Origin of the sequence: Klebsiella sp. GB_Kp047 (assembly GCF_040065235.1) — a bacterium.
In the GTDB taxonomy this organism is placed as follows: Bacteria; Pseudomonadota; Gammaproteobacteria; order Enterobacterales; family Enterobacteriaceae; genus Klebsiella; species Klebsiella quasipneumoniae.
Genome location: NZ_JBEAJG010000040.1, coordinates 32,144 through 53,673 on the forward strand (window position 1 = coordinate 32,144; position 21,530 = coordinate 53,673).

Below are 21,530 nucleotides of genomic sequence, written 5' to 3' on the forward strand. Positions count from 1 at the left end.
GCCGTGATGGCAGGAAATACAATTGGACAACTCTTTCGCGTCACCACCTTCGGCGAGTCGCACGGCCTGGCGCTTGGCTGCATCGTTGATGGTGTGCCGCCGGGCATTCCTCTGACCGAAGCCGATCTGCAGCACGACCTCGATCGTCGTCGCCCGGGCACCTCGCGTTACACCACGCAGCGTCGCGAGCCGGATCAGGTCAAAATCCTCTCCGGCGTCTTCGAAGGCGTCACCACCGGGACCAGTATCGGGCTGCTGATTGAGAACACCGATCAGCGTTCGCAGGATTACGGCGCGATCAAAGATCTGTTTCGTCCTGGCCATGCGGATTACACCTACGAACAAAAGTATGGTCTACGCGACTATCGTGGCGGCGGTCGCTCCTCCGCCCGCGAAACCGCGATGCGCGTGGCGGCCGGGGCGATTGCCAAAAAATTCCTCGCCGCGAAGTTCGGCATCGTCATTCGCGGTTGCCTGACGCAGATGGGCGACATTCCGCTGGCCATTAAGGACTGGGAACAGGTTGAACAGAATCCCTTCTTCTGCCCGGATCCGGAGAAAATCGACGCTCTCGATGAACTGATGCGCGGTCTGAAAAAAGAGGGCGACTCCATTGGTGCCAAAGTTACCGTCGTCGCCGACGGCGTACCGCCGGGCCTTGGCGAGCCGGTCTTTGACCGCCTTGACGCCGATATCGCCCATGCGCTGATGAGCATCAACGCCGTGAAAGGCGTGGAGATTGGCGACGGTTTCGAGGTGGTGAAGCTGCGCGGCAGCGAAAACCGCGATGAGATCACCAAAGCCGGATTCCAGAGCAACCACGCCGGCGGCATTCTTGGCGGCATCAGCAGCGGTCAGCAGATCGTTGCCAACATCGCGCTGAAGCCGACCTCCAGTATTACCGTTCCCGGTCATACCATTAACCGCTTTGGCGAAGAGGTGGAGATGATCACCAAAGGGCGTCACGATCCGTGCGTCGGCATTCGCGCCGTACCGATCGCTGAGGCCATGCTGGCGATCGTTTTAATGGATCATTTTATGCGTCAGCGCGCTCAGAATGGCGACGTGACGACGACAATTCCACGCTGGTAACCATGAAAAACACCGTTATCGCCCTGTTGGCGCTGCTGGCCAGCGCCGGCAGCCTGGCCGCCACGCCATGGCAGAAGATATCCCAGCCAATCGGCGGCAGCGCGCAGTCGATTGGCGCGTTCTCCAATGGCTGTATCGTTGGCGCCGAGGCGCTGCCGCTGAACGCTGTCGGCTATCAGGTGATGCGTACCGATCAGCGGCGCTACTTCGGTCATCCGGATCTGATTCAGTTTATTCAGCGCCTGAGCAATCAGGTGCACAATAAAGGCATGGGGACCGTGCTGATTGGCGACATGGGGATGCCGGCAGGCGGCCGTTTTAACGGCGGCCACGCCAGCCATCAGACGGGCCTCGATGTCGATATCTTCCTCCAGCTGCCGCAGACGCGCTGGACATCGTCCCAGCTGCTGAAGCCGCAGGCCCTGGATCTGGTCGCCAGCGATGGCAAACGCGTGGTACCGTCGCTGTGGAGTCCGCAAATCAGCCAGCTGATCAAGCTGGCGGCGGAAGATAGCGAGGTGACCCGCATCTTCGTCAACCCGGCGATTAAACAGCAGCTGTGCCTGGACGCGGGAAGCGACCGCCAGTGGCTGCGCAAAGTTCGTCCCTGGTTCCAGCATCGCGCCCATATGCACGTCCGTCTGCGCTGCCCGGCAGGCAGCCTGGAGTGCGAAGATCAGGCGCCACCGCCGGCCGGCGATGGCTGCGGAGCGGAGCTGCAGAGCTGGTTCGAGCCACCTAAACCCGGGTCTACCCCACCTGTGAAGAAGACGCCGCCGCCGTTGCCGCCTTCCTGCCAGGCGCTACTGGATGAGCATGTGCTGTAATGGATAGTTTTATCGAGTTGTTTTCCGTATCGCCGCTGGTGCTGGTGGTGCTTTTTTTTGTCGCCATCCTGGCCGGTTTTATTGATTCACTGGCCGGGGGCGGGGGCTTACTGACCGTGCCGGCGCTTATGGCGGCAGGCATGCCGCCGGCCCAGGCGCTGGCGACCAATAAGCTGCAGGCCTGCGGCGGATCGCTGTCGGCGACCCTCTACTTTGTCCGGCGCAAGGTGGTCAATCTCGCCGATCAGAAGCTGAATATTCTGATGACCTTTATCGGTTCAACCGCCGGCGCGCTGCTGGTCCAGCACGTGCAGTCCGATATTCTTAAGCAGATCCTGCCGTTGCTGGTGATCGGCATCGGTCTCTATTTTCTGCTGATGCCGAAACTGGGCGAAGCGGACCGGCAGCGTCGGCTCTACGGTCTGCCGTTTGCGCTGGTCGCCGGCGGCAGCGTCGGGTTTTACGACGGTTTTTTCGGCCCCGGCGCCGGTTCGTTTTATGCGCTGGCGTTTGTCACCCTCGCCGGGTTTAACCTGGCGAAGTCGACGGCCCACGCCAAACTGCTCAACGCCACCTCTAACGTCGGCGGCCTGCTGCTGTTTATTATCGGCGGGAAGGTTATCTGGGCCACCGGCTTTGTGATGATGGCCGGACAGTTTATTGGCGCCCGCGCCGGCTCCCGGCTGGTGCTGAGTAAAGGGCAATCGCTGATCCGACCGATGATCGTTATCGTCTCGGCGGTGATGAGCGCGAAGCTTCTCTACGACAGCCACGGGGCGGAGATTTTGCAGTGGTTGGGAATTCATTAATGCAACAGCAACACCATTATCAGCAGCTGATCGATCTCTTCGATAGCTGCTTTGCCGCAGATTTTAATACTCGCCTGGTGAAAGGCGACGATGAGCCGATCTACCTTCCGGCAGACGATGACACGCCATATCACCGTATCGTGTTCGCGCACGGTTTTTTTGCCAGCGCCCTGCACGAGATCTCCCACTGGTGTATCGCCGGCAAAGCCCGCCGCGAGCTGGTGGATTTCGGCTACTGGTACTGCCCGGACGGTCGCGATGCAATGACCCAAAGCCAGTTTGAGGACGTCGAGGTGAAACCGCAGGCCCTGGAGTGGCTGTTCTGCGTGGCGGCGGGATTTCCGTTTAACGTCAGCTGTGACAATCTGGAAGGTGACGTCGAACCCGATCGCATCGCCTTTCAGCGCCGGGTACATGCCCAGGTGATGACTCTGCTTGAACAAGGGATCCCCGAACGTCCGGCGCGTCTTATTCGCGCACTACAACACTATTATCAAACGCCGCCATTGACGGCAGAACACTTTCCGTGGCCGGAAGACCTGCACTAAGGCCACACATTACATGACAAGAGGTAAGACGATGATCGCGGAGTTTGAATCACGCATTCTGGCGCTGATTGACAACATGGTAGACCACGCCAGTGATGATGAACTGTTTGCCGGCGGTTATCTGCGCGGCCACCTGACGCTGGCGGTGGCTGAGCTGGAAGGTGAGGGTGAGCATTCAGCTGAAGCGGTACACAGCAAAGTCAGCCATAGCCTGGAGAAAGCCATCGGCGCTGGCGAGCTGTCGCCGCCGGACCAAATTCTGGTGCAGGGCATGTGGGAAAACTTGTATCTGCAGGCGAAAAATCAGGCCTGAGCCATGTTGTAGCCCGGGTCAGGCGTCAGCCGTACCCGGGAAATTGCCTGCCCTCATGGTTTTATTTCACCGCTTTTCCCTTCAGCAGTTTTCTCACCCATAGCCGATTCGGATTCAGCGCCGCCAGGGTGTCGCTATCCAGCGGCAGCGGTTCAGCGCTCATCTGCGCCGCCAGTATCTCAGCGCTTAACGGCGCGGTGCAAATGCCTCGCGATCCGAGGGCGCCAAGCATAAACAGGTTATGAAAGACCGGCGCGCTACCGGCGCTATCCTGCCGTTCGTGGAGGTTGGCGTATTGCGTCAATGTCGCCGCATAGTCCGGGACGTTGCCGACCATCGGCAGATGATCGCGGGTGGCGCAGCGCACGCCGCAGCGGGCGTCACTGGCGCTGATATCCACGTCCTGCGGCCACTCCGCGCCCGGGAAGCAGTCAATCAGCCGTTGCCGGTTGTGCTGCTGATCTTCTTCGCTGAAGGTGGTGTCGGTTTTGCCGCGATGGTAGCTGGCGCCAATACAATGCTGCTGGTTTTGCGGATTCTGCGGCGTCAGGTAGCCATCGTAGCACAGCACCTGGCGCAAGGCGGAAAGCCGCGGGGTGGTGGGTATATGGCTGACCTGGCCAGCCACGGGATAGACGGGCAACGGCGCGGTTTGCGCAAAATCCGCGATGCGGTGGCCGTTGGCCAGCACGACCGCCTGATGATAGCGCTGGTGGTTGAGCAGCCAGCCATCGCCTTCCACACTCAGCGTCTCGACCTGATAACCATAATGCACGTGCAGACCGCGAGTTGCCGCCAGCGCCAGCAGCTCGGCGGTGAGCTGCTGTGGATACAGCCAACCGCCGGCCGGATAGGTTATGCCGCCGCAGCCGGTCTCGACGCCGGTCAGCTCCGCGGCCTGATCCGCCGTCACCGCGCAGGCGATATCAGGGGGCAACTCCAGGGCCAGCATCTGGGCGATTTTGTGCGCGCTTTTTTCATCCCAGCCAAGCTGGGTGACCCCGCACCATTGATGATCGAACAGCACCGGCAGCGCGTCGTAGGTGCGGCGGGCGAAGGTAAAGGCGGCGGGGAAAAAGCGCGCCAGCGCCGGATCGTGCTGGCTTAACAGCGGGTAGAGCGCGCCCTGGCGATTACCGGAGGCGCCCTGCGCCGGGGCGTCGTCCGCGCAGTAGAGGGTCACCTGCCAGCCGCGACACAGCAGCGCCAGGGAGAGCAGGGCGCTGGCGATACCGCCGCCGACGATGGCCGCTTCGCGGGCCTCGCTGCCGCGGCGGGCGAACCAGGGCGCGCGCGCCGGAAAGGCCAGCGTTTGCGCCATCTCGCCGGTCAGCATCTCCCGTTTGCGGCCAAAGCCCTTGGTTTTACGCAGGGTAAATCCGGCTTCCTGCAGACCGCGGCGGACAAAACCGGCGGAGGTAAAAGTGGCCAGCGTTCCGCCGGGACGCGCCAGGCGCGCCATGGCATTGAACAGATCCTGGGTCCACATGTCGGGATTTTTCGCCGGGGCAAAGCCGTCGAGAAACCAGGCGTCCACCTGCTGATTCAGCGAATCATCCAGCTCTCTGGTCAGCTCGTTGATATCGCCAAACCACAGATCGAGCGTCACCCGTCCGCCGTCGAGCAGCAGACGATGGCACCCGGCGAAGGCCGAAGGCCATTGCGCCTGCAGCTGTTCTGCCCATGGGGCCAGCTCTGGCCAGCGCTGGTGCGCCAGGCGGAGATCTTCCGCCTTCAGCGGATATTTCTCAAAACTGATGAAATGTAACCTTTGCAGGGTAACGTCCGGGTTATCGCGAACAAAAACGTCAAACGCCTGCCAGAGGGTGAGGAAATTGAGCCCGGTGCCGAAGCCGCTCTCCGCGACGATCAACAGCGGGCGAGGGTGGCTGGAGAAGCGCTCCGGCAGGCGATTACCGCCGAGAAAGACGTAGCGCGTCTCTTCCAGACCGTTGTCATTGGAAAAGTAAACATCGTCGAAATCTCGGGAAACAGGTGTACCCTCAGCATTGAATTCCAGGTTGGCGGGTTGTATAGCGTTTTGTTTCACGTAAGTTACTCGAATCACAAGGCGTAGCGCGATCTTAGCGATGTGTGCCTGAGGGCGCAAATTTATACACAAAATGTCTGATCGGACTTGTTCGGCGTACAAGTGTACGCTATTGTGCGACACGAAACTTAAAATAGTGCGACTTACAGAGGTATTTAATGAAACGTGCAGTGATTACTGGCTTGGGCATCGTTTCCAGCATCGGTAATAACCAGCAGGAAGTCCTGGCATCTCTGCGTGAAGGACGTTCAGGGATCACTTTCTCTCAGGAGCTTAAAGATTCAGGGATGCGCAGCCACGTATGGGGCAACGTTAAACTGGATACCACTGGCCTCATTGACCGCAAAGTAGTGCGCTTCATGAGCGACGCCTCCATCTATGCTTACCTGTCCATGGAACAGGCCGTTGCCGACGCAGGTCTGGCGCCGGAAGCATACCAGAATAACCCGCGTGTCGGCCTGATCGCAGGCTCCGGCGGCGGCTCCCCGAAATTCCAGGTCTTCGGCGCTGATGCCATGCGTAGCCCGCGTGGTCTGAAAGCCGTGGGTCCGTATGTGGTCACCAAAGCGATGGCTTCCGGCGTTTCCGCCTGCCTCGCCACGCCGTTTAAAATCCACGGCGTTAACTACTCCATCAGCTCCGCCTGCGCCACTTCCGCACACTGCATCGGTAATGCGGTAGAGCAGATTCAGCTGGGCAAACAGGATATCGTCTTTGCCGGCGGCGGCGAAGAACTGTGCTGGGAAATGGCCTGCGAGTTCGACGCCATGGGCGCGCTGTCCACCAAATACAACGACACTCCAGAAAAAGCCTCCCGCACCTATGACGCCAACCGTGACGGCTTCGTTATCGCCGGCGGCGGCGGTATGGTCGTGGTGGAAGAGCTGGAACATGCTCTGGCACGCGGCGCGCACATCTATGCCGAAATCGTCGGCTATGGCGCAACCTCCGATGGCGCAGACATGGTAGCTCCATCGGGTGAAGGCGCAGTGCGCTGTATGCAGATGGCGATGCACGGCGTGGATACCCCGATCGACTACCTGAACTCTCACGGCACCTCCACGCCGGTCGGCGACGTGAAAGAGCTGGGCGCGATCCGCGAAGTGTTCGGCGATAACAGCCCGGCTATCTCGGCGACCAAAGCGATGACCGGCCACTCGCTGGGCGCGGCGGGCGTACAGGAAGCTATCTACTCCCTGCTGATGCTGGAGCACGGCTTTATCGCGCCGAGCATCAACGTCGAAGAGCTGGACGAGCAGGCAGCCGGCCTGAACATCGTCACCAAACCGACTGACGCTAAGCTGACCACCGTGATGTCCAACAGCTTCGGCTTCGGCGGCACCAACGCCACGCTGGTGATGCGTAAATACAACGCCTAATCAGCACGCGATGCACTGAGGGGAGCCACCGGCTCCCCTTTTTTGTCATCTTGACAGGGTAAGGTCCCGCAGGCACACTGCTGGCGAATCCATTAGTCTCTCCACTAATGCGTAAGCGTTTAACGTCAACCAACGCGCCTTAACCCTGATAGTCAGGTGGAGGGGGCGTGTCGCTTTGCTCGCCTTACTCTGCGAATCTGGAGTAATGCATGTCCGCAGTCACTGAAACAACATCTCATTCTTCCGCGAATTTTTCGCTTTTTCGCATTACATTCGCCGTCTTTTTGACCTATATGACCGTCGGTTTGCCGCTGCCGGTGATCCCGCTGTTTGTCCATCAGGAGCTGGGATTTGGTAACACTGTGGTCGGCGTGGCGGTGGGGATCCAGTTCCTCGCCACCGTTCTTACCCGCGGCTACGCCGGGCGTCTGGCAGACCAGTACGGCGCCAAACGTTCCGTCCTGCAGGGGATGCTGGCCTGCGCCCTGGCCGGTGCGGCCTGGCTGGCCGCTGCGCTGCTGCCGCTGCCGGTGTTCGCGAAGCTGGGCCTGTTGCTGCTGGGCCGCCTGATCCTCGGGTTTGGCGAAAGCCAGCTGCTGACCGGCAACCTGAGCTGGGGGATGGGACTGGTGGGTCCGGCCCGCTCCGGCAAAGTGATGTCATGGAACGGTATGGCGATGTACGGTTCGCTGGCGGTGGGCGCCCCGCTGGGATTGTTAATATATAGCCATTTTGGCGTGGCGGTCCTCGCCGGCGTCACCATGGCACTGCCGCTCGTCGCCTGGCTCATCAACGGGACGGTGCGCAAAGTGGCGGCGCACGGAGGCGAGCGGCCTTCACTGTGGAGCGTCATCGGCATGATCTGGCGGCCGGGGATTGGTCTGGGCCTGCAGGGCGTCGGCTTTGCGGTGATCGGCACCTTCGTCTCCCTCTATTTTGCCAGCCATCACTGGCCGATGGCCGGCTTTACCCTGACGGCGTTTGGCGGCGCTTTTGTGCTGATGCGGGTGCTGTTCGGCTGGATGCCGGATCGGTTTGGCGGCGTTAAAGTGGCGATGGTCTCGCTGCTGATAGAGGCGGTCGGTCTGACGCTGCTGGGGCTGGCGTCGGGCGTCTGGGTAGCGCTGGCCGGCGCGGCGCTGACCGGATGCGGCTGTTCGCTTATTTTCCCGTCGCTTGGCGTGGAGGTGGTGAAGCGCGTCCCGGCGCAGGTGCGCGGCACTGCGCTCGGCGGCTATGCGGCCTTTCAGGATATCTCTTATGGCCTGACCGGGCCGCTGACCGGTCTACTGGCCACTTCGCTGGGCTACTCGTCGGTATTTCTTGCCGGCGCCCTCTGCGCGGCGCTGGGGATCCTCGTCACCCTCATCTCATTTCGCCGCTAGGTTGTTGTCCGGCCTGAAACCGCTGTAGTCAACACCGTGGCGTTTGGCATGAAAGGGAGCCGTGAACGCCACCTGTGCCTGCTGGGCTACAGCAGGAGCCACAGCACCAGGAGCAGGACAACCGCGCCCAGCGCCAGCTGCCAGGGCTTAGCGGCCCATGTCCGCCGGGTCACGGGCTCCTCCTGCGGGATCGCCAGCGTCTCCTGGGCGCGGGCTACCCGCAGCACAAACACCTTGTTCAACAGCGCCAGGATCTGCGCCGGGCTCAGCGTGGTCTGCGGCGTAACCTGCCAGTTGCGACGGGCAAAATCGACAATCTTCTGCCACTCTGCGGCCTCCAGCGGCTGCTTGAGCGCTCCCTGCAGCGAGGTCAGCGTCGGCGCGGTTTGCGCGCTGAGGGTCTGCCGCGCCTGTAGCCAGTAGGAAAGCGGCGTGAAGTGCGTCGCCGGGATCAGCTCCCCGGACTTGACGCCGCAAAGTTCCAGCATGGACTGCCAAATCAGCTTGCTTGGTTCGCCGGTGGCGGCCGCCAGCTTCGTCACCAGCTGATTGAGCGTGTTGTGCTCGGCTGGCAACAGCGGGCGGAGGGTCGGCGGGCGCTGCTGCGGCTGCGGGATAGACAGCTGACCACGCTGCAGCAGATGCAGAATGTGCTCCAGTTGCGTCTGGCTGAGGGCATGCAGCGCCGTTTGCCCATAATGCTGACGAATATAATCGCTCACCGCCTGGCGGTTATTGCCCTGGCCGAGCAGATCGCTGAGCTGCGCCAGGGTCTGGCGATGATGATGATTGTCCTGCGCGGCGGCTAAGCGCTGGTTGAGACTGGCCTCTGCGGCGCTGAAATGGCGGGCCAGCAGGGGCGTGTCGCCTTTTAGTCCGAGATCATGTTTGACGCAGGCCCACACTTCCGCATTCTGCTGCGAGGTCAGCGCCACCAGGCGCGTGATCAATCGCTCCAGGACGGTGCGTTGCTGCATGGAAAGCGAAAGTTCGCCGGTGGCGGCAGTGCCTGATGGGCCTCGCCCAGGAGGACGGTCTGGCATATCTGCAAGGGGGTGCGTCATGATTCATCCTTTCGATATCGCGGTACTGGAACCAGGTGATGAGTATGCCTGGCGGCCAGATTATGGCACACTTCCCCGGTTAACTCTCGTTCTCAGACAGGTACTGAACTGTGAAAATCCTCGTTGATGAAAATATGCCCTATGCCCGTGAGCTTTTTAGCCGTTTAGGCGACGTGCAGGCGATCCCGGGCCGCCCGGTTCCGGCCGATGCCCTGACCGATGCGGATGCCTTAATGGTGCGCTCGGTCACCCGGGTCAATGAAGCATTGCTTGCCGGCAAGGCCATCAGGTTCGTCGGCACCGCGACCGCAGGCACCGATCATGTCGATCAGGCGTGGCTGCAGCAGGCGGGGATTGGTTTCTCCGCGGCGCCCGGCTGCAACGCTATCGCGGTGGTGGAGTATGTCTTTTCAGCGCTGCTGATGCTGGCCGAACGTGACGGCTTCGCGCTGCGCGATCGCACCGTCGGGATCGTCGGCGTCGGTAACGTCGGCGGGCGGCTGCAAAAGCGCCTGGAGGCGTTGGGTATCAAAACCCTGCTTTGCGATCCCCCGCGTGCCGACCGCGGCGACGAAGGCGACTTCCGCTCCCTCGACGATCTGGTCCAGCAAGCTGATGTCATCACCTTCCATACCCCGCTGTATAAAGAAGGGCAATATAAAACCCTGCATCTGGCGGATGAGGCGCTGATTAGCCGCCTGAAGCCCGGAACGATTTTGATCAACGCCTGCCGCGGGCCGGTGGTGGATAACGCTGCGTTGCTGAAACGACTGGAAGCCGGTCAGTCCCTGAGCGTGGTGCTGGACGTTTGGGAGCCGGAGCCGGATCTCAACGTAGAGCTTCTTAAGCGAGTGGATATCGGCACGGCGCATATCGCCGGCTATACCCTTGAAGGGAAGGCGCGCGGGACGACGCAGGTGTTCGAAGCCTATAGCGCCTTTATCGGCCATCCGCAGCAGGTGGCGCTGGATACCCTGTTGCCGGCCCCGGAGTTTGGCCGCATCACCCTGCATGGCCCGCTCGATCAGCCGACGCTGAAAAGACTGGTTCATTTGGTGTATGATGTGCGCCGCGATGATGCGCCGCTGCGGAAGGTGGCGGGCGTCGCCGGTGAATTCGACAAGCTGCGTAAAAATTATCAGGAACGTCGCGAATGGTCTTCGCTGTACGTGCAGTGCAGCGATGAGCAGGCGGCGGCCCTGTTGCGCCAGCTCGGTTTTAACGCCGTGCATCATCCTGTTCGTTAATGTCTTCTTAATGCCCCTGCCGGATACTCCGGCAGGGCCGCTTTATTTCTGGAGTAAACCACCATGTCTGAAGGCTGGAATATTGCCGTACTGGGCGCAACGGGCGCCGTAGGCGAAGCCCTGCTCGAAACTCTTGCTGAACGCCAGTTCCCGGTGGGGGAGATTTTTGCTCTGGCGCGCAATGAAAGCGCGGGCGAACATCTGCGTTTTGGTGGCAAGTCGGTGATCGTCAAGGACGCCGCCGAGTTTGACTGGACCCAGGCCCAGCTGGCTTTCTTTGCCGCAGGCGCAGAAGCCAGTGCGGCGTATGTCGAAGATGCGACAAACGCCGGGTGTCTGGTTATCGATCTCAGCGGCCTGTTTGCGCTGGAGCCGGACGTACCGCTGGTGGTGCCGGACGTGAACCCGTTTGTGTTAGGCGATTACCGCAACCGCAATCTGATTGCGGTGCCCAACAGTCTGACCAGCCAGCTGCTGACGGCGCTCAAGCCGCTTATCGATCAGGGTGGACTGTCGCGCATTAGCGTCACTAACCTGCTCTCCGCCTCAGGGCAGGGGAAAAAAGCGGTGGATGCGCTGGCAGGGCAGAGCGCCAAGCTGTTGAACGGCATCCCCATCGATGAAGACGATTTCTTTGGCCGCCAGCTGGCGTTCAACATGCTGCCGCTGCTGCCGGATCGTGAAGGTAGCGTGCGCGAAGAGCGCCGTATCGTCGATGAAGCGCGCAAAATTCTGCAGGATGACGGGCTGATGATCTCCGCCAGCGTCGTCCAGTCGCCGGTCTTCTACGGCCATGCGCAGATGGTGAACTTTGAAGCGATGCGTCCGCTGGCGGCGGAAGAGGCGCGTGACGCCTTTACCCGCGGCGAGGAGATCGAACTGTCTGAAGAGGGCGAATTCCCCACTCAGGTTGGCGACGCCTCCGGTAACGCCCGTCTCTCCATCGGCTGCGTGCATAATGACTACGGCATGCCGGAGCAGGTCCAGTTCTGGTCGGTGGCGGATAACGTCCGCTTCGGCGGCGCGCTGATGGCGGTGAAGATCGCCGAGAAGCTGATTGAGGAGTACCTGTACTGATGTCTGAGATGGAGCAACAGCCGGTCTCTAAAATCGCGCTGGGCATCGAGTACGACGGTAGCAAATATTACGGCTGGCAGCGGCAAAACGAAGTGCGCAGCGTGCAGGAGAAGCTGGAAAAGGCGCTCTCGCAGGTGGCGAACGAACCGATTACCGTCTTTTGCGCCGGCCGCACCGACGCCGGTGTCCATGGCACCGGCCAGGTGGTGCATTTCGAAACCCGGGCGCAGCGTAAAGATGCCGCCTGGACGCTGGGGGTAAATGCGAATTTACCTGGTGACATCGCGGTGCGTTGGGTCAAACATGTACCGGCGGATTTTCATGCCCGGTTCAGCGCCACGGCGCGCCGCTATCGTTACGTCATCTATAATCATCGCCTGCGTCCGGCGGTATTGAGTCATGGCGTCACGCATTTTCACCAGCCGCTCGACGCCGCGCGCATGCAGCGCGCCGCGCAGTGTCTGCTGGGGGAGAATGACTTTACCTCGTTTCGCGCAGTGCAGTGCCAGTCGCGAACCCCGTGGCGCAACGTGATGCACATTAACGTTACCCGCTACGGCGCTTATGTGGTGGTGGATATCAAAGCGAATGCCTTTGTACATCATATGGTCAGGAATATTGTGGGCAGCCTGATGGAAATCGGCGCCGGAAATCAGCCGGAGAGCTGGATGGCAGAACTGCTGGCAGCAAAAGACAGGACGCTCGCTGCGGCAACGGCAAAAGCGGAAGGGTTGTATCTGGTGTCGGTGGATTACCCGGCCCATTATGATTTACCGGTGCTGCCAATGGGCCCGCTGTTTCTGGCGGACTAATAGGGTCATTAAGGGTAAAGACAAACATGGACTTGATTCATTTTTTAATTGATTTCATCCTGCATATTGATGTGCACCTGGCCGAGCTGGTCGCCCAGTACGGCGTCTGGGTTTATGCCATTCTGTTTTTGATTCTGTTCTGCGAAACCGGGCTGGTGGTGACGCCGTTTCTGCCGGGAGATTCCCTGCTGTTCGTCGCGGGCGCGCTCTCGGCCCTGCCCACCAACGATCTTAATGTCCATCTGATGGTATTGCTGATGGTTATCGCGGCTATCGTCGGCGATGCGGTCAACTACACCATTGGCCGGCTGTTCGGCGAAAAGCTGTTCAGCAATCCGAACTCGAAGATTTTCCGTCGCAGCTATCTGGATAAAACCCATAGCTTCTACGAACGTCACGGCGGAAAAACCATTATCCTCGCGCGCTTTGTGCCGATAGTCCGAACCTTCGCGCCGTTTGTGGCGGGAATGGGGCATATGTCCTATCGTCATTTTGCGGCCTATAACGTCGTCGGGGCGCTGCTGTGGGTGCTGCTGTTCACCTACGCCGGCTATCTGTTTGGCGATCTGCCGGTGGTGCAGGAGAACCTTAAGCTGTTGATCGTGGCGATCATCGTGCTTTCCGTCCTGCCGGGCGTGATTGAGATTATTCGCCATAAGCGGGCGGCGGCGAAGCAGGCGAAGTAGTTTAGCCTGTGTTGCGCGTGACGGTGCAGAGCGTCACGCGCAGCGGTTTGACCACTTTTTTATCCCATGTTCCGGGATGATATGATTTAATGTGCAACATTCATGGTCTGTAAGAGGCAAAAATGGCATTATGCGCCCCTTACGACAAAACTGGCATCGACCAGGTTCAGGCAGAAAGGTTATCAATGAGCTGGATTGAACGAATTAAAAGCAACATCACTCCCACCCGCAAGGCGAGCATTCCTGAGGGTGTATGGACCAAGTGCGACAGCTGCGGTCAGGTACTCTACCGCGCCGAGCTGGAGCGCAACCTGGAGGTTTGTCCTAAGTGCGATCACCATATGCGCATGTCGGCGCGTAATCGCCTGCATAGCCTGTTGGATGAAGGTTCTCTGGTGGAACTGGGTAGCGAACTTGAGCCAAAAGATGTGCTGAAGTTCCGCGATTCAAAAAAATACAAAGACCGCCTGGCGTCCGCTCAAAAAGAGACGGGCGAGAAAGACGCGCTGGTGGTAATGAAAGGTACGCTCTACGCGATGCCGGTTGTGGCCGCCGCCTTTGAATTCTCCTTTATGGGGGGATCGATGGGTTCCGTCGTTGGCGCACGCTTTGTGCGCGCGGTGGAGCAGGCGCTGGAAGATAACTGCCCGCTGATCTGCTTCTCCGCCTCCGGTGGCGCCCGTATGCAGGAAGCGCTGATGTCGCTGATGCAGATGGCGAAAACCTCCGCGGCGCTAGCGAAAATGCAGGAGCGCGGATTACCGTACATCTCTGTGCTGACCGACCCGACCATGGGCGGCGTATCGGCGAGCTTTGCGATGCTGGGTGACCTGAACATTGCCGAGCCGAAAGCGCTGATCGGCTTTGCCGGTCCTCGCGTCATTGAGCAGACCGTACGTGAGAAGCTGCCGCCGGGATTCCAGCGCAGTGAGTTCCTGATTGAAAAAGGGGCGATCGATATGATCGTTCGCCGTCCGGAAATGCGTCTCAAGCTGGCCAGCATTCTGGCGAAGCTGATGAACCTGCCGGCGCCGGTTGCCGCTTCGGAAACGCCTCATGAAGGCGTGGTGGTGCCGCCGGCACCGGATCAGGAACCCGAGGCCTGATAAAGCAGAGGGCAGGGCCTGGCGGCGCTGCCCTTTTTTATTCATACGCGTTAACCGTCAATTCTTGCGGGCATCATGGAAAAAGATCCTATTCCTCAGGCCACGTCGCCCCTGGCTACGTGGCTTTCTTATCTGGAACATCTGCACAGTAAAACCATCGACCTGGGGCTGGCGCGCGTCAGCGAGGTCGCGCGGCAGATGGATATCGTCAAACCGGCGCCGTTCGTCTTTACGGTCGCGGGTACCAATGGCAAAGGCACCACCTGCCGCACGCTGGAAACCGTCCTGATGGCGGCCGGCTATAAAGTGGGGGTCTACAGCTCTCCGCATCTGGTGCGTTACACCGAACGCGTGCGCATTCAGGGAGCGGAACTGCCGGAGGCGGCGCATACGGCCTCGTTTGCGGAGATTGAAGCGGCGCGGGGCGACATCTCGCTGACCTACTTTGAATACGGCACGCTCTCTGCGCTATGGTTGTTTAAGCAGGCGCAGCTGGATGTGGTGATCCTGGAGGTGGGGCTCGGCGGCCGTCTCGACGCCACTAATATCGTGGATGCCGATGTCGCCGTGGTTACCAGCATCGCTCTCGATCATACCGACTGGCTGGGACCGGATCGCGAAAGTATCGGCCGGGAGAAAGCCGGTATCTTCCGTGCCGGAAAACCGGCGGTAGTAGGGGAGCCGGATATGCCGCACACCATTGCTGAAGTGGCGAGCGAGAAGGGCGCCCTGCTCCAGCGCCGCGGCGTCGACTGGCGCTATGAGGTGGAAGGCGAGACATGGTCTTTCCGCGACGCGGGCGGGGCGTTAAGCCGCCTGCCTCTGCCTCAGGTGCCGTTGCCGAACGCCGCCACGGCCGTGGCGGCGCTGCGCGCCCGCGGCCTTGCCGTGGATGACGCTATCCTGCGCGCGGGGATCCGCGACGCGATGCTGCCGGGACGCTTTCAGATAATCAGCGACGCCCCGCGGGTGATCCTCGATGTGGCGCATAACCCGCACGCGGCGGCTTATCTCGCCGGGCGTCTCAAAACGTTAGCGAAAACGGGACGCGTGCTGGCGGTTATTGGTATGCTGCATGATAAGGACATTGCCGGCACGTTGGCCAATCTGGCCCCGGAAGTCGACGCCTGGTACTGCGCGCCGCTGGAAGGGCCGCGCGGGGCGACGGCGGAGCAGCTGGTGGAACATTTGCGTGGCGGCACAGTCTATAGCAGCGTGGCGCAGGCGTGGCATGCGGCCATGGCTGACGCTAAAGTGGAAGATACCGTGCTGGTGTGTGGTTCGTTTCACACGGTCGCACAGGTTATGGAAGAGATAGACGCGGGGAGAATCGGTGGCGAGTAAGTTTCAGAACCGTTTAGTCGGGACAATCGTGCTGGTGGCGCTGGGGGTGATTATCCTGCCAGGGCTGCTGGACGGGCAGAAAAAGCATTACCAGGATGAGTTTGCCGCGATCCCGCTGGTGCCGAAACCGGGCGATCGTGATGAACCGGATATGCTGCCGGCGGCGACTCAGGCGCTGCCTTCGCAGCCGCCGGAAGGGGCGGCGGAAGAGGTGCGGGCGGGCGATGCCGCCGCGCCATCGTTAGATCCGTCGCGTATCCCGGTGAACAGCAACAGCTTCGATGACGTTCAGGAGCCGGTAGTGGCCGCGAAACCCCAGCCTAAACCTCAGCCGAAGCCGCAGCCGCAACAGCAGGCCGCGACGCCAACGCCGCCGCCTGCTAAGCCACAGCAGCAACAACCGCAGCAGCAGGCGGCCCTGCCGGCGCCGACCGGCAAAGCCTATGTGGTTCAGCTGGGCGCGTTGAAGAACGCCGATAAGGTGAACGAGATCGTTGGTAAACTGCGGGCGTCGGGCTTCAAAGTCTATACGTCGCCTTCGACGCCGGTACAGGGTAAAATTACCCGTATCCTCGTCGGGCCGGATGCGTCAAAAGACAAGCTCAAGGGCCAGCTGGGCGATCTGCAACAGATCTCCGGGCTCAGCGGGGTAGTGATGGGCTTCACCCCGAACTGATTGTTTTTTCCACGATGCGGAAAGAACGCGGCGGGGCTAAACGCCCCGTAAACCCTGTCTCAGCCGCCCTGAAGAGGCGAAAGACAGTCTGGCGTTGAATGTTTTTTCAGCGCCATTTTTATTTCTGTAGGGCAAGGAAATCCCTACGCAAACGTTTTCTTTTTCTGTTAGAATGCGCCCCGAACTGGACGACAGGGCGTAAAATCGTGGGACGTATATGGTCTGGATTGATTACGCCATTATGGCGGTGCTGGGTCTTTCTTGCCTGGTCAGCCTGATCCGCGGCTTCGTTCGCGAAGCTTTATCGTTAGTCACGTGGGGTTGCGCGTTTTATGTCGCCAGCCACTACTACGCTGATCTGTCTGTCTGGTTTACGGGCTTTGAGGATGAACGGGTTCGAAATGGGATTGCTATTGCGGCGCTGTTTATCGTGACGCTCATCGTTGGCGCTATCGTGAACTATGTGATAGGCCAGCTGGTGGAGAAGACCGGTTTGTCAGGTACCGACAGGGTATTGGGGATCTGCTTCGGCGCACTACGTGGGGTGCTGATCATCGCCGCTATTCTGTTCTTCCTTGACACCTTTACCGGGATGGCGAAGAGCGATGACTGGCATCAGTCGCAGTTTATTCCCTATTTTACCCCCGTCATCAGATGGTTTTTTGAATACCTGCAAAGCTCGTCAAGTTTCTTGCCTAAAGTATAGACTTTAGGTCGTTGCTGAACGAGGAAAAGACGTATGTGCGGTATTGTCGGTATCGCCGGTGTTATGCCGGTTAACCAGTCGATTTATGATGCGCTAACGGTGCTCCAGCACCGTGGACAGGATGCCGCTGGCATCATCACCATTGATGCCAACAACTGCTTCCGGTTGCGTAAGGCTAACGGGCTGGTAAGCGACGTATTCGAAGCCCGCCATATGCAGCGTATGCAGGGCAATATGGGGATTGGCCACGTGCGTTACCCCACGGCGGGCAGCTCCAGCGCCTCCGAAGCGCAGCCGTTTTACGTCAACTCGCCGTATGGCATCACGTTGGCGCATAACGGCAACCTGACCAACGCCCATGAGCTGCGTAAAAAGCTGTTTGAAGAAAAACGCCGCCACATCAATACCACCTCAGATTCCGAAATCCTCCTCAATATTTTCGCCAGTGAGCTGGATAACTTCCGTCACTACCCACTGGAAGCGGATAACATCTTTGCCGCGATTGCGGCGACCAACCGCTTGATCCGCGGCGCGTACGCTTGCGTGGCGATGATCATCGGTCATGGCATGGTGGCCTTCCGCGACCCGAACGGCATTCGTCCGCTGGTGCTGGGCAAACGTGACGTAGGCGATGGCCGCACCGAGTATATGGTGGCCTCGGAAAGCGTGGCGCTTGACACCCTTGGCTTTGAATTCCTGCGCGATGTGGCGCCGGGCGAAGCGGTTTATATTACCGAGAAGGGCCAGCTGTTTACCCGTCAGTGCGCCGATAGCCCGGTCAGCAACCCGTGCCTGTTCGAGTACGTCTATTTTGCCCGTCCGGACTCGTTTATCGACAAAATTTCCGTCTACAGCGCCCGCGTTAATATGGGGACCAAGCTGGGCGAGAAGATTGCCCGCGAGTGGGAAGATCTGGATATTGACGTCGTTATCCCGATCCCGGAGACCTCCTGCGATATCGCGCTGGAGATCGCCCGCATCCTCGACAAGCCTTATCGACAGGGCTTCGTGAAGAACCGCTACGTCGGTCGCACATTTATCATGCCGGGCCAGCAGCTGCGTCGTAAGTCTGTGCGCCGCAAGCTCAACGCCAACCGTGCGGAGTTCCGCGATAAGAACGTGCTGCTGGTGGACGATTCCATCGTTCGCGGCACCACCTCGGAGCAGATCATCGAGATGGCGCGCGAAGCAGGGGCGAAAAAAGTGTATCTGGCCTCAGCCGCGCCGGAAATTCGTTTCCCGAACGTGTACGGTATCGATATGCCGACCGCCAACGAACTTATCGCTCATGGCCGCGAAGTGGATGAGATCCGCCAGATCATCGGCGCCGATGGCCTGATTTTCCAGGATCTCAACGATCTGATCGAGGCGGTGCGCGCGGAAAATCCGGATATTCAGCAGTTTGAATGTTCTGTGTTCAACGGCGTGTACGTCACCCGGGATGTCGACCAGCAGTACCTCGACTACCTCGATTCCCTGCGTAACGATGATGCCAAAGCGGTTCAGCTGCAGAACGAAGTCGAAAACCTCGAGATGCACAACGAGGGTTAAGCCGTTCACGCGTCGCGGGCCCGCCGTTCCTGATGGACGGCGGGCCTTTTTTTCGCCCGGCAACGGTGCGTCAATGGTTGCGCCAACGGCTATAATCCGGCAAAGTCTGCGGCACGACGCGCAAGGGGTAACAGAACGTGAAACGACTGATTATTGGCATTTCCGGCGCCAGCGGCGCCATCTATGGCGTGCGGATGCTGCAGGTGCTGCGGGATGTGCCGGATATTGAAACCCATCTGATCCTCAGTCAGGCGGCGCGCCAGACGCTGGCGATGGAGACCGACTTTACCGTGCGTGAAGTGCAGGCGCTGGCTGATGTGGTGCATGATGCCCGCGACATCGCCGCCAGTATCTCCTCCGGCTCGTTTAAAACCGCCGGGATGGTGATTTTACCCTGCTCAATGAAAACGCTCTCGGGTATTGTCCATAGCTACACGGATGGTCTGCTGACGCGGGCGGCGGATGTGGTGCTGAAGGAGCGTCGTCCGCTGGTGCTCTGCGTGCGGGAGACTCCGTTCCATCTTGGCCATCTGCGACTGCTGGTGCAGGCTGCGGAGCTGGGGGCGGTGATTATGCCGCCGGTGCCGGCCTTCTACCATCGGCCGCAAAGCCTGGATGATGTTATCAACCAGACCGTCAACCGGGTACTCGATCAGTTCGACATTAGCCTGGAACAAGACTTATTTACGCGCTGGCAAGGGTCACAGGATTGCACCAAATAGGTGCGTGAAATGTACGCTTGCGCTGCGCTGGTGCAAATTTGTCGTCCCGATCAAATCCTCGACATTTATTTCGTCTTTTTGCGCTCAGGCGCTGCGGTTTCGCCAGTAATGCTGGTATCTTCCCTTTTAAGACAATCCTGCAACTTTATTTTAACAAATTTAACCCTGTTCCCGGCACGCACCGGGAAGATGGCACAAAAACTGCAGGATTGATCGGCAATCACCATAACAAGCAACGCACCACATCACGACACTTAAGGGTACTGTATGAAGAAGACGATTCTGGCTCTCTCTTTACTCGTGGGAATGAGCAGCACGGCCAGTGTGTTTGCTGCTCTGCCGCAGAGCATTCGCATTGGCACTGACGCGACCTATGCGCCCTTTTCGTCGAAAGACGCGAAAGGGGACTTTGTTGGCTTTGATATCGATTTAGGCAATGAACTGTGCTCCCGTATTAAGGTGAAATGTACCTGGGTCGGCAGTGATTTTGACTCCCTGATCCCCTCCCTCAAGGCGAAGAAAATTGACGCCATCATCTCCTCGCTCTCCATCACCGAGAAGCGCCAGCAAGAGATCGCCTTCTCTGACAAGCTTTATGCCGCCGACTCCCGGCTGATCGCGGCCAAAGGCTCGCCGATCCAGCCGACGCTGGAGGCGCTGAAAGGTAAGCACGTCGGCGTGCTGCAGGGCTCCACGCAGGAAGCCTATGCTAACGATCGCTGGCGCAGCCAGGGCGTTGACGTGGTGGCATATCAGAACCAGGACCTGATCTATTCCGACCTCTCCGCTGGTCGTCTGGATGCGGCGCTGCAGGATGAAGTCGCCGCCAGCGAAGGCTTCCTGAAGCAGCCTGCCGGGAAAGATTTCGCCTTTGCCGGCCCGTCCGTTAAAGACAAAAAGTACTTTGGCGACGGCACCGGTATCGGCCTGCGTAAGGACGACGCCGAGCTGAAAGCCGCGTTTGATAAAGCGCTGGGCGAGATGCGCAAAGACGGCACCTACGACAAAATGGCGAAGAAATACTTCGATTTTAACGTCTACGGCGACTAAGACTGCCGCAGGCCCGCGCTATCGGGTGGGCCTGCCGCCATGCTCGTGTAAAAGCCCTGAAAAGGTGCATCGCCAGACGCTGTGGATCATTTTAGTGCAAAGGCAGGCGCTTTTGTGGCTAAAAAATGCATAGTTAAGCGTTTGTGATGCAAAAAAATGGCCTTTCTGGTGCATAAATCTTTGCCCTCAAGGGGCGAATAATGGCACGATAACTGGTGTTAATAGTTCTAATAAACCCGTTAGAATGACAGTCTGTCGAGGATAGTTATGAAAAAACTGGCGTTGTCTCTCTCTTTAGCGCTGGCCCTTTCCAGCGTTTCCACGGTCTTTGCCGCTATTCCGCAAAAAATTCGTATCGGTACCGATCCGACTTATGCTCCCTTCGAATCGAAGAATGCGCAGGGGGAATTGGTGGGTTTTGATATCGATCTGGCAAAAGAGTTGTGTAAGCGTATTAATACCCAATGTACCTTTGTGGAAAACCCGCTGGATGCGCTGATCCCCTCTTTAAAAGCGAAGAAAATCGACGCGATTATGTCTTCGCTGTCGATTACCGAAAAGCGTCAGCAGGAAATCGCTTTCACCGACAAACTGTATGCGGCTGATTCGCGTCTGGTGGTGAAAAAGGGCAGTCCCGTGACGCCGGATCTCGCCACCCTGAAGGGTAAGCGCGTGGGCGTGCTGCAGGGTACGACGCAGGAAACTTACGGTAATGAGCACTGGGCGCCGAAAGGTATCGAAATTGTCTCCTATCAGGGGCAGGACAATATCTATTCCGACCTGACCGCCGGCCGTATTGACGCCGCTTTCCAGGATGAGGTCGCGGCCAGCGAAGGGTTCCTGAAACAGCCTATCGGTAAAGATTATCAGTTTGGCGGTCCGTCGATTAAGGACGAAAAGCTGTTCGGCGTCGGCACCGGTATGGGGCTGCGTAAGGAAGACAACGAACTGCGCGAAGCGCTGAATAAAGCGTTTGCAGAGATGCGTAAGGACGGCACCTACGACAAGCTGGCGAAAAAATATTTCGATTTTAACGTATACGGCGAATAATTCTCACGCCTCACCATTGCGCGTCCGATTCACGCG

Annotated in this window: 22 protein-coding genes; 19 read left to right on the plus strand and 3 right to left on the minus strand. The window is 59.2% G+C overall.

Features of this window, described 5'->3' with window-relative positions; genetic code table 11:
- Positions 1-6: 6 nt before the first annotated feature.
- Genes aroC through ABLV76_RS19245 form a run of 5 tightly spaced genes read left to right on the plus strand, consistent with a single transcriptional unit; the run spans position 7 to position 3,589 of the window.
- On the plus strand, positions 7-1,092 hold the full coding sequence (gene aroC, locus ABLV76_RS19225) for a chorismate synthase (protein ID WP_017899506.1): 1,086 nt from the start codon (positions 7-9) through the stop codon (positions 1,090-1,092).
- A gap of 2 nt (positions 1,093-1,094) precedes the next feature.
- Positions 1,095-1,919 (plus strand): penicillin-insensitive murein endopeptidase, encoded by an 825-nt coding sequence (gene mepA, locus ABLV76_RS19230; RefSeq protein ID WP_004201788.1) that lies wholly within the window; start codon positions 1,095-1,097, stop codon positions 1,917-1,919.
- Positions 1,919-2,728 (plus strand): sulfite exporter TauE/SafE family protein, encoded by an 810-nt coding sequence (locus ABLV76_RS19235; RefSeq protein ID WP_004201787.1) that lies wholly within the window; start codon positions 1,919-1,921, stop codon positions 2,726-2,728. The genes mepA and ABLV76_RS19235 overlap by 1 nt, the downstream gene beginning before the upstream one ends.
- Entirely contained in the window at positions 2,728-3,276 is a 549-nt protein-coding gene (locus ABLV76_RS19240; RefSeq protein ID WP_032456437.1) for an elongation factor P hydroxylase, read from the plus strand. The genes ABLV76_RS19235 and ABLV76_RS19240 overlap by 1 nt, the downstream gene beginning before the upstream one ends.
- 31 nt (positions 3,277-3,307) lie before the next feature.
- Positions 3,308-3,589, plus strand: coding sequence for a YfcL family protein (locus ABLV76_RS19245; RefSeq protein WP_004201785.1), 282 nt, complete (start codon positions 3,308-3,310; stop codon positions 3,587-3,589).
- A gap of 61 nt (positions 3,590-3,650) precedes the next feature.
- Here ABLV76_RS19245 and mnmC read toward each other — a convergent pair whose 3' ends face one another.
- Positions 3,651-5,639, minus strand: coding sequence for a bifunctional tRNA (5-methylaminomethyl-2-thiouridine)(34)-methyltransferase MnmD/FAD-dependent 5-carboxymethylaminomethyl-2-thiouridine(34) oxidoreductase MnmC (gene mnmC / locus ABLV76_RS19250; RefSeq protein ID WP_135683401.1), 1,989 nt, complete (start codon positions 5,637-5,639; stop codon positions 3,651-3,653).
- A gap of 158 nt (positions 5,640-5,797) precedes the next feature.
- Here mnmC and fabB point away from each other — a divergent pair, with 158 nt between their 5' ends.
- Together fabB and ABLV76_RS19260 are read left to right on the plus strand one after the other, a co-directional pair.
- Positions 5,798-7,018: a beta-ketoacyl-ACP synthase I gene (gene fabB, locus ABLV76_RS19255; RefSeq protein WP_002913291.1), complete on the plus strand. Its 1,221-nt coding sequence runs from the start codon at positions 5,798-5,800 to the stop codon at positions 7,016-7,018.
- Positions 7,019-7,227: 209 nt separating this feature from the next.
- Positions 7,228-8,403, plus strand: coding sequence for an MFS transporter (locus tag ABLV76_RS19260; RefSeq protein WP_049092826.1), 1,176 nt, complete (start codon positions 7,228-7,230; stop codon positions 8,401-8,403).
- 86 nt (positions 8,404-8,489) lie between these two features.
- Here ABLV76_RS19260 and flk read toward each other — a convergent pair whose 3' ends face one another.
- Positions 8,490-9,467, minus strand: coding sequence for a flagella biosynthesis regulator Flk (gene flk, locus ABLV76_RS19265; RefSeq protein WP_205439981.1), 978 nt, complete (start codon positions 9,465-9,467; stop codon positions 8,490-8,492).
- 110 nt (positions 9,468-9,577) lie between these two features.
- Here flk and pdxB point away from each other — a divergent pair, with 110 nt between their 5' ends.
- The 10 genes from pdxB (at position 9,578) to ABLV76_RS19315 (ending at position 19,394) form a co-directional block, all read left to right on the plus strand.
- Entirely contained in the window at positions 9,578-10,714 is a 1,137-nt protein-coding gene (gene pdxB / locus ABLV76_RS19270) for a 4-phosphoerythronate dehydrogenase PdxB (protein WP_004201779.1), read from the plus strand.
- Positions 10,715-10,777: 63 nt separating this feature from the next.
- A complete protein-coding gene (locus ABLV76_RS19275) occupies positions 10,778-11,791 on the plus strand; it encodes an aspartate-semialdehyde dehydrogenase (RefSeq protein ID WP_004201776.1) in 1,014 nt (337 codons plus the stop codon).
- On the plus strand, positions 11,791-12,603 hold the full coding sequence (gene truA, locus ABLV76_RS19280; protein ID WP_017899513.1) for a tRNA pseudouridine(38-40) synthase TruA: 813 nt from the start codon (positions 11,791-11,793) through the stop codon (positions 12,601-12,603). The genes ABLV76_RS19275 and truA overlap by 1 nt, the downstream gene beginning before the upstream one ends.
- 26 nt (positions 12,604-12,629) lie before the next feature.
- Entirely contained in the window at positions 12,630-13,289 is a 660-nt protein-coding gene (locus ABLV76_RS19285; protein ID WP_002913221.1) for a DedA family protein, read from the plus strand.
- Positions 13,290-13,474: 185 nt separating this feature from the next.
- On the plus strand, positions 13,475-14,395 hold the full coding sequence (gene accD, locus ABLV76_RS19290; RefSeq protein ID WP_004201773.1) for an acetyl-CoA carboxylase, carboxyltransferase subunit beta: 921 nt from the start codon (positions 13,475-13,477) through the stop codon (positions 14,393-14,395).
- A 75-nt stretch (positions 14,396-14,470) separates the two neighbouring features.
- Complete coding sequence (gene folC / locus ABLV76_RS19295; RefSeq protein ID WP_348878425.1) at positions 14,471-15,739, plus strand: bifunctional tetrahydrofolate synthase/dihydrofolate synthase; 1,269 nt, start codon at positions 14,471-14,473, stop codon at positions 15,737-15,739.
- Positions 15,729-16,415, plus strand: a complete 687-nt coding sequence (gene dedD, locus ABLV76_RS19300; protein WP_004201770.1) for a cell division protein DedD — start codon at positions 15,729-15,731, stop codon at positions 16,413-16,415. The genes folC and dedD overlap by 11 nt, the downstream gene beginning before the upstream one ends.
- Positions 16,416-16,632: 217 nt before the next feature.
- Positions 16,633-17,121 (plus strand): colicin V production protein, encoded by a 489-nt coding sequence (cvpA, locus tag ABLV76_RS19305; protein WP_002913214.1) that lies wholly within the window; start codon positions 16,633-16,635, stop codon positions 17,119-17,121.
- A gap of 33 nt (positions 17,122-17,154) precedes the next feature.
- The gene (purF, locus tag ABLV76_RS19310; RefSeq protein ID WP_348878426.1) at positions 17,155-18,672 is read left to right on the plus strand and encodes an amidophosphoribosyltransferase; all 1,518 of its coding nucleotides are present in this window, start codon (positions 17,155-17,157) and stop codon (positions 18,670-18,672) included.
- Between the two features lie 137 nt (positions 18,673-18,809).
- The gene (locus ABLV76_RS19315) at positions 18,810-19,394 is read left to right on the plus strand and encodes a UbiX family flavin prenyltransferase (RefSeq protein WP_004180755.1); all 585 of its coding nucleotides are present in this window, start codon (positions 18,810-18,812) and stop codon (positions 19,392-19,394) included.
- A gap of 65 nt (positions 19,395-19,459) precedes the next feature.
- Here ABLV76_RS19315 and ABLV76_RS19320 read toward each other — a convergent pair whose 3' ends face one another.
- Complete coding sequence (locus ABLV76_RS19320) at positions 19,460-19,621, minus strand: hypothetical protein (RefSeq protein ID WP_004140952.1); 162 nt, start codon at positions 19,619-19,621, stop codon at positions 19,460-19,462.
- Positions 19,622-19,661: 40 nt separating this feature from the next.
- On the opposite strand from ABLV76_RS19320, the gene argT reads away from it, so the two are divergent.
- Together argT and hisJ are read left to right on the plus strand one after the other, a co-directional pair.
- Positions 19,662-20,444, plus strand: a complete 783-nt coding sequence (gene argT, locus ABLV76_RS19325; RefSeq protein WP_004180753.1) for a lysine/arginine/ornithine ABC transporter substrate-binding protein ArgT — start codon at positions 19,662-19,664, stop codon at positions 20,442-20,444.
- A 267-nt stretch (positions 20,445-20,711) separates the two neighbouring features.
- Complete coding sequence (hisJ, locus tag ABLV76_RS19330; protein WP_002913209.1) at positions 20,712-21,494, plus strand: histidine ABC transporter substrate-binding protein HisJ; 783 nt, start codon at positions 20,712-20,714, stop codon at positions 21,492-21,494.
- The last annotated feature ends 36 nt before the right edge of the window (positions 21,495-21,530 follow it).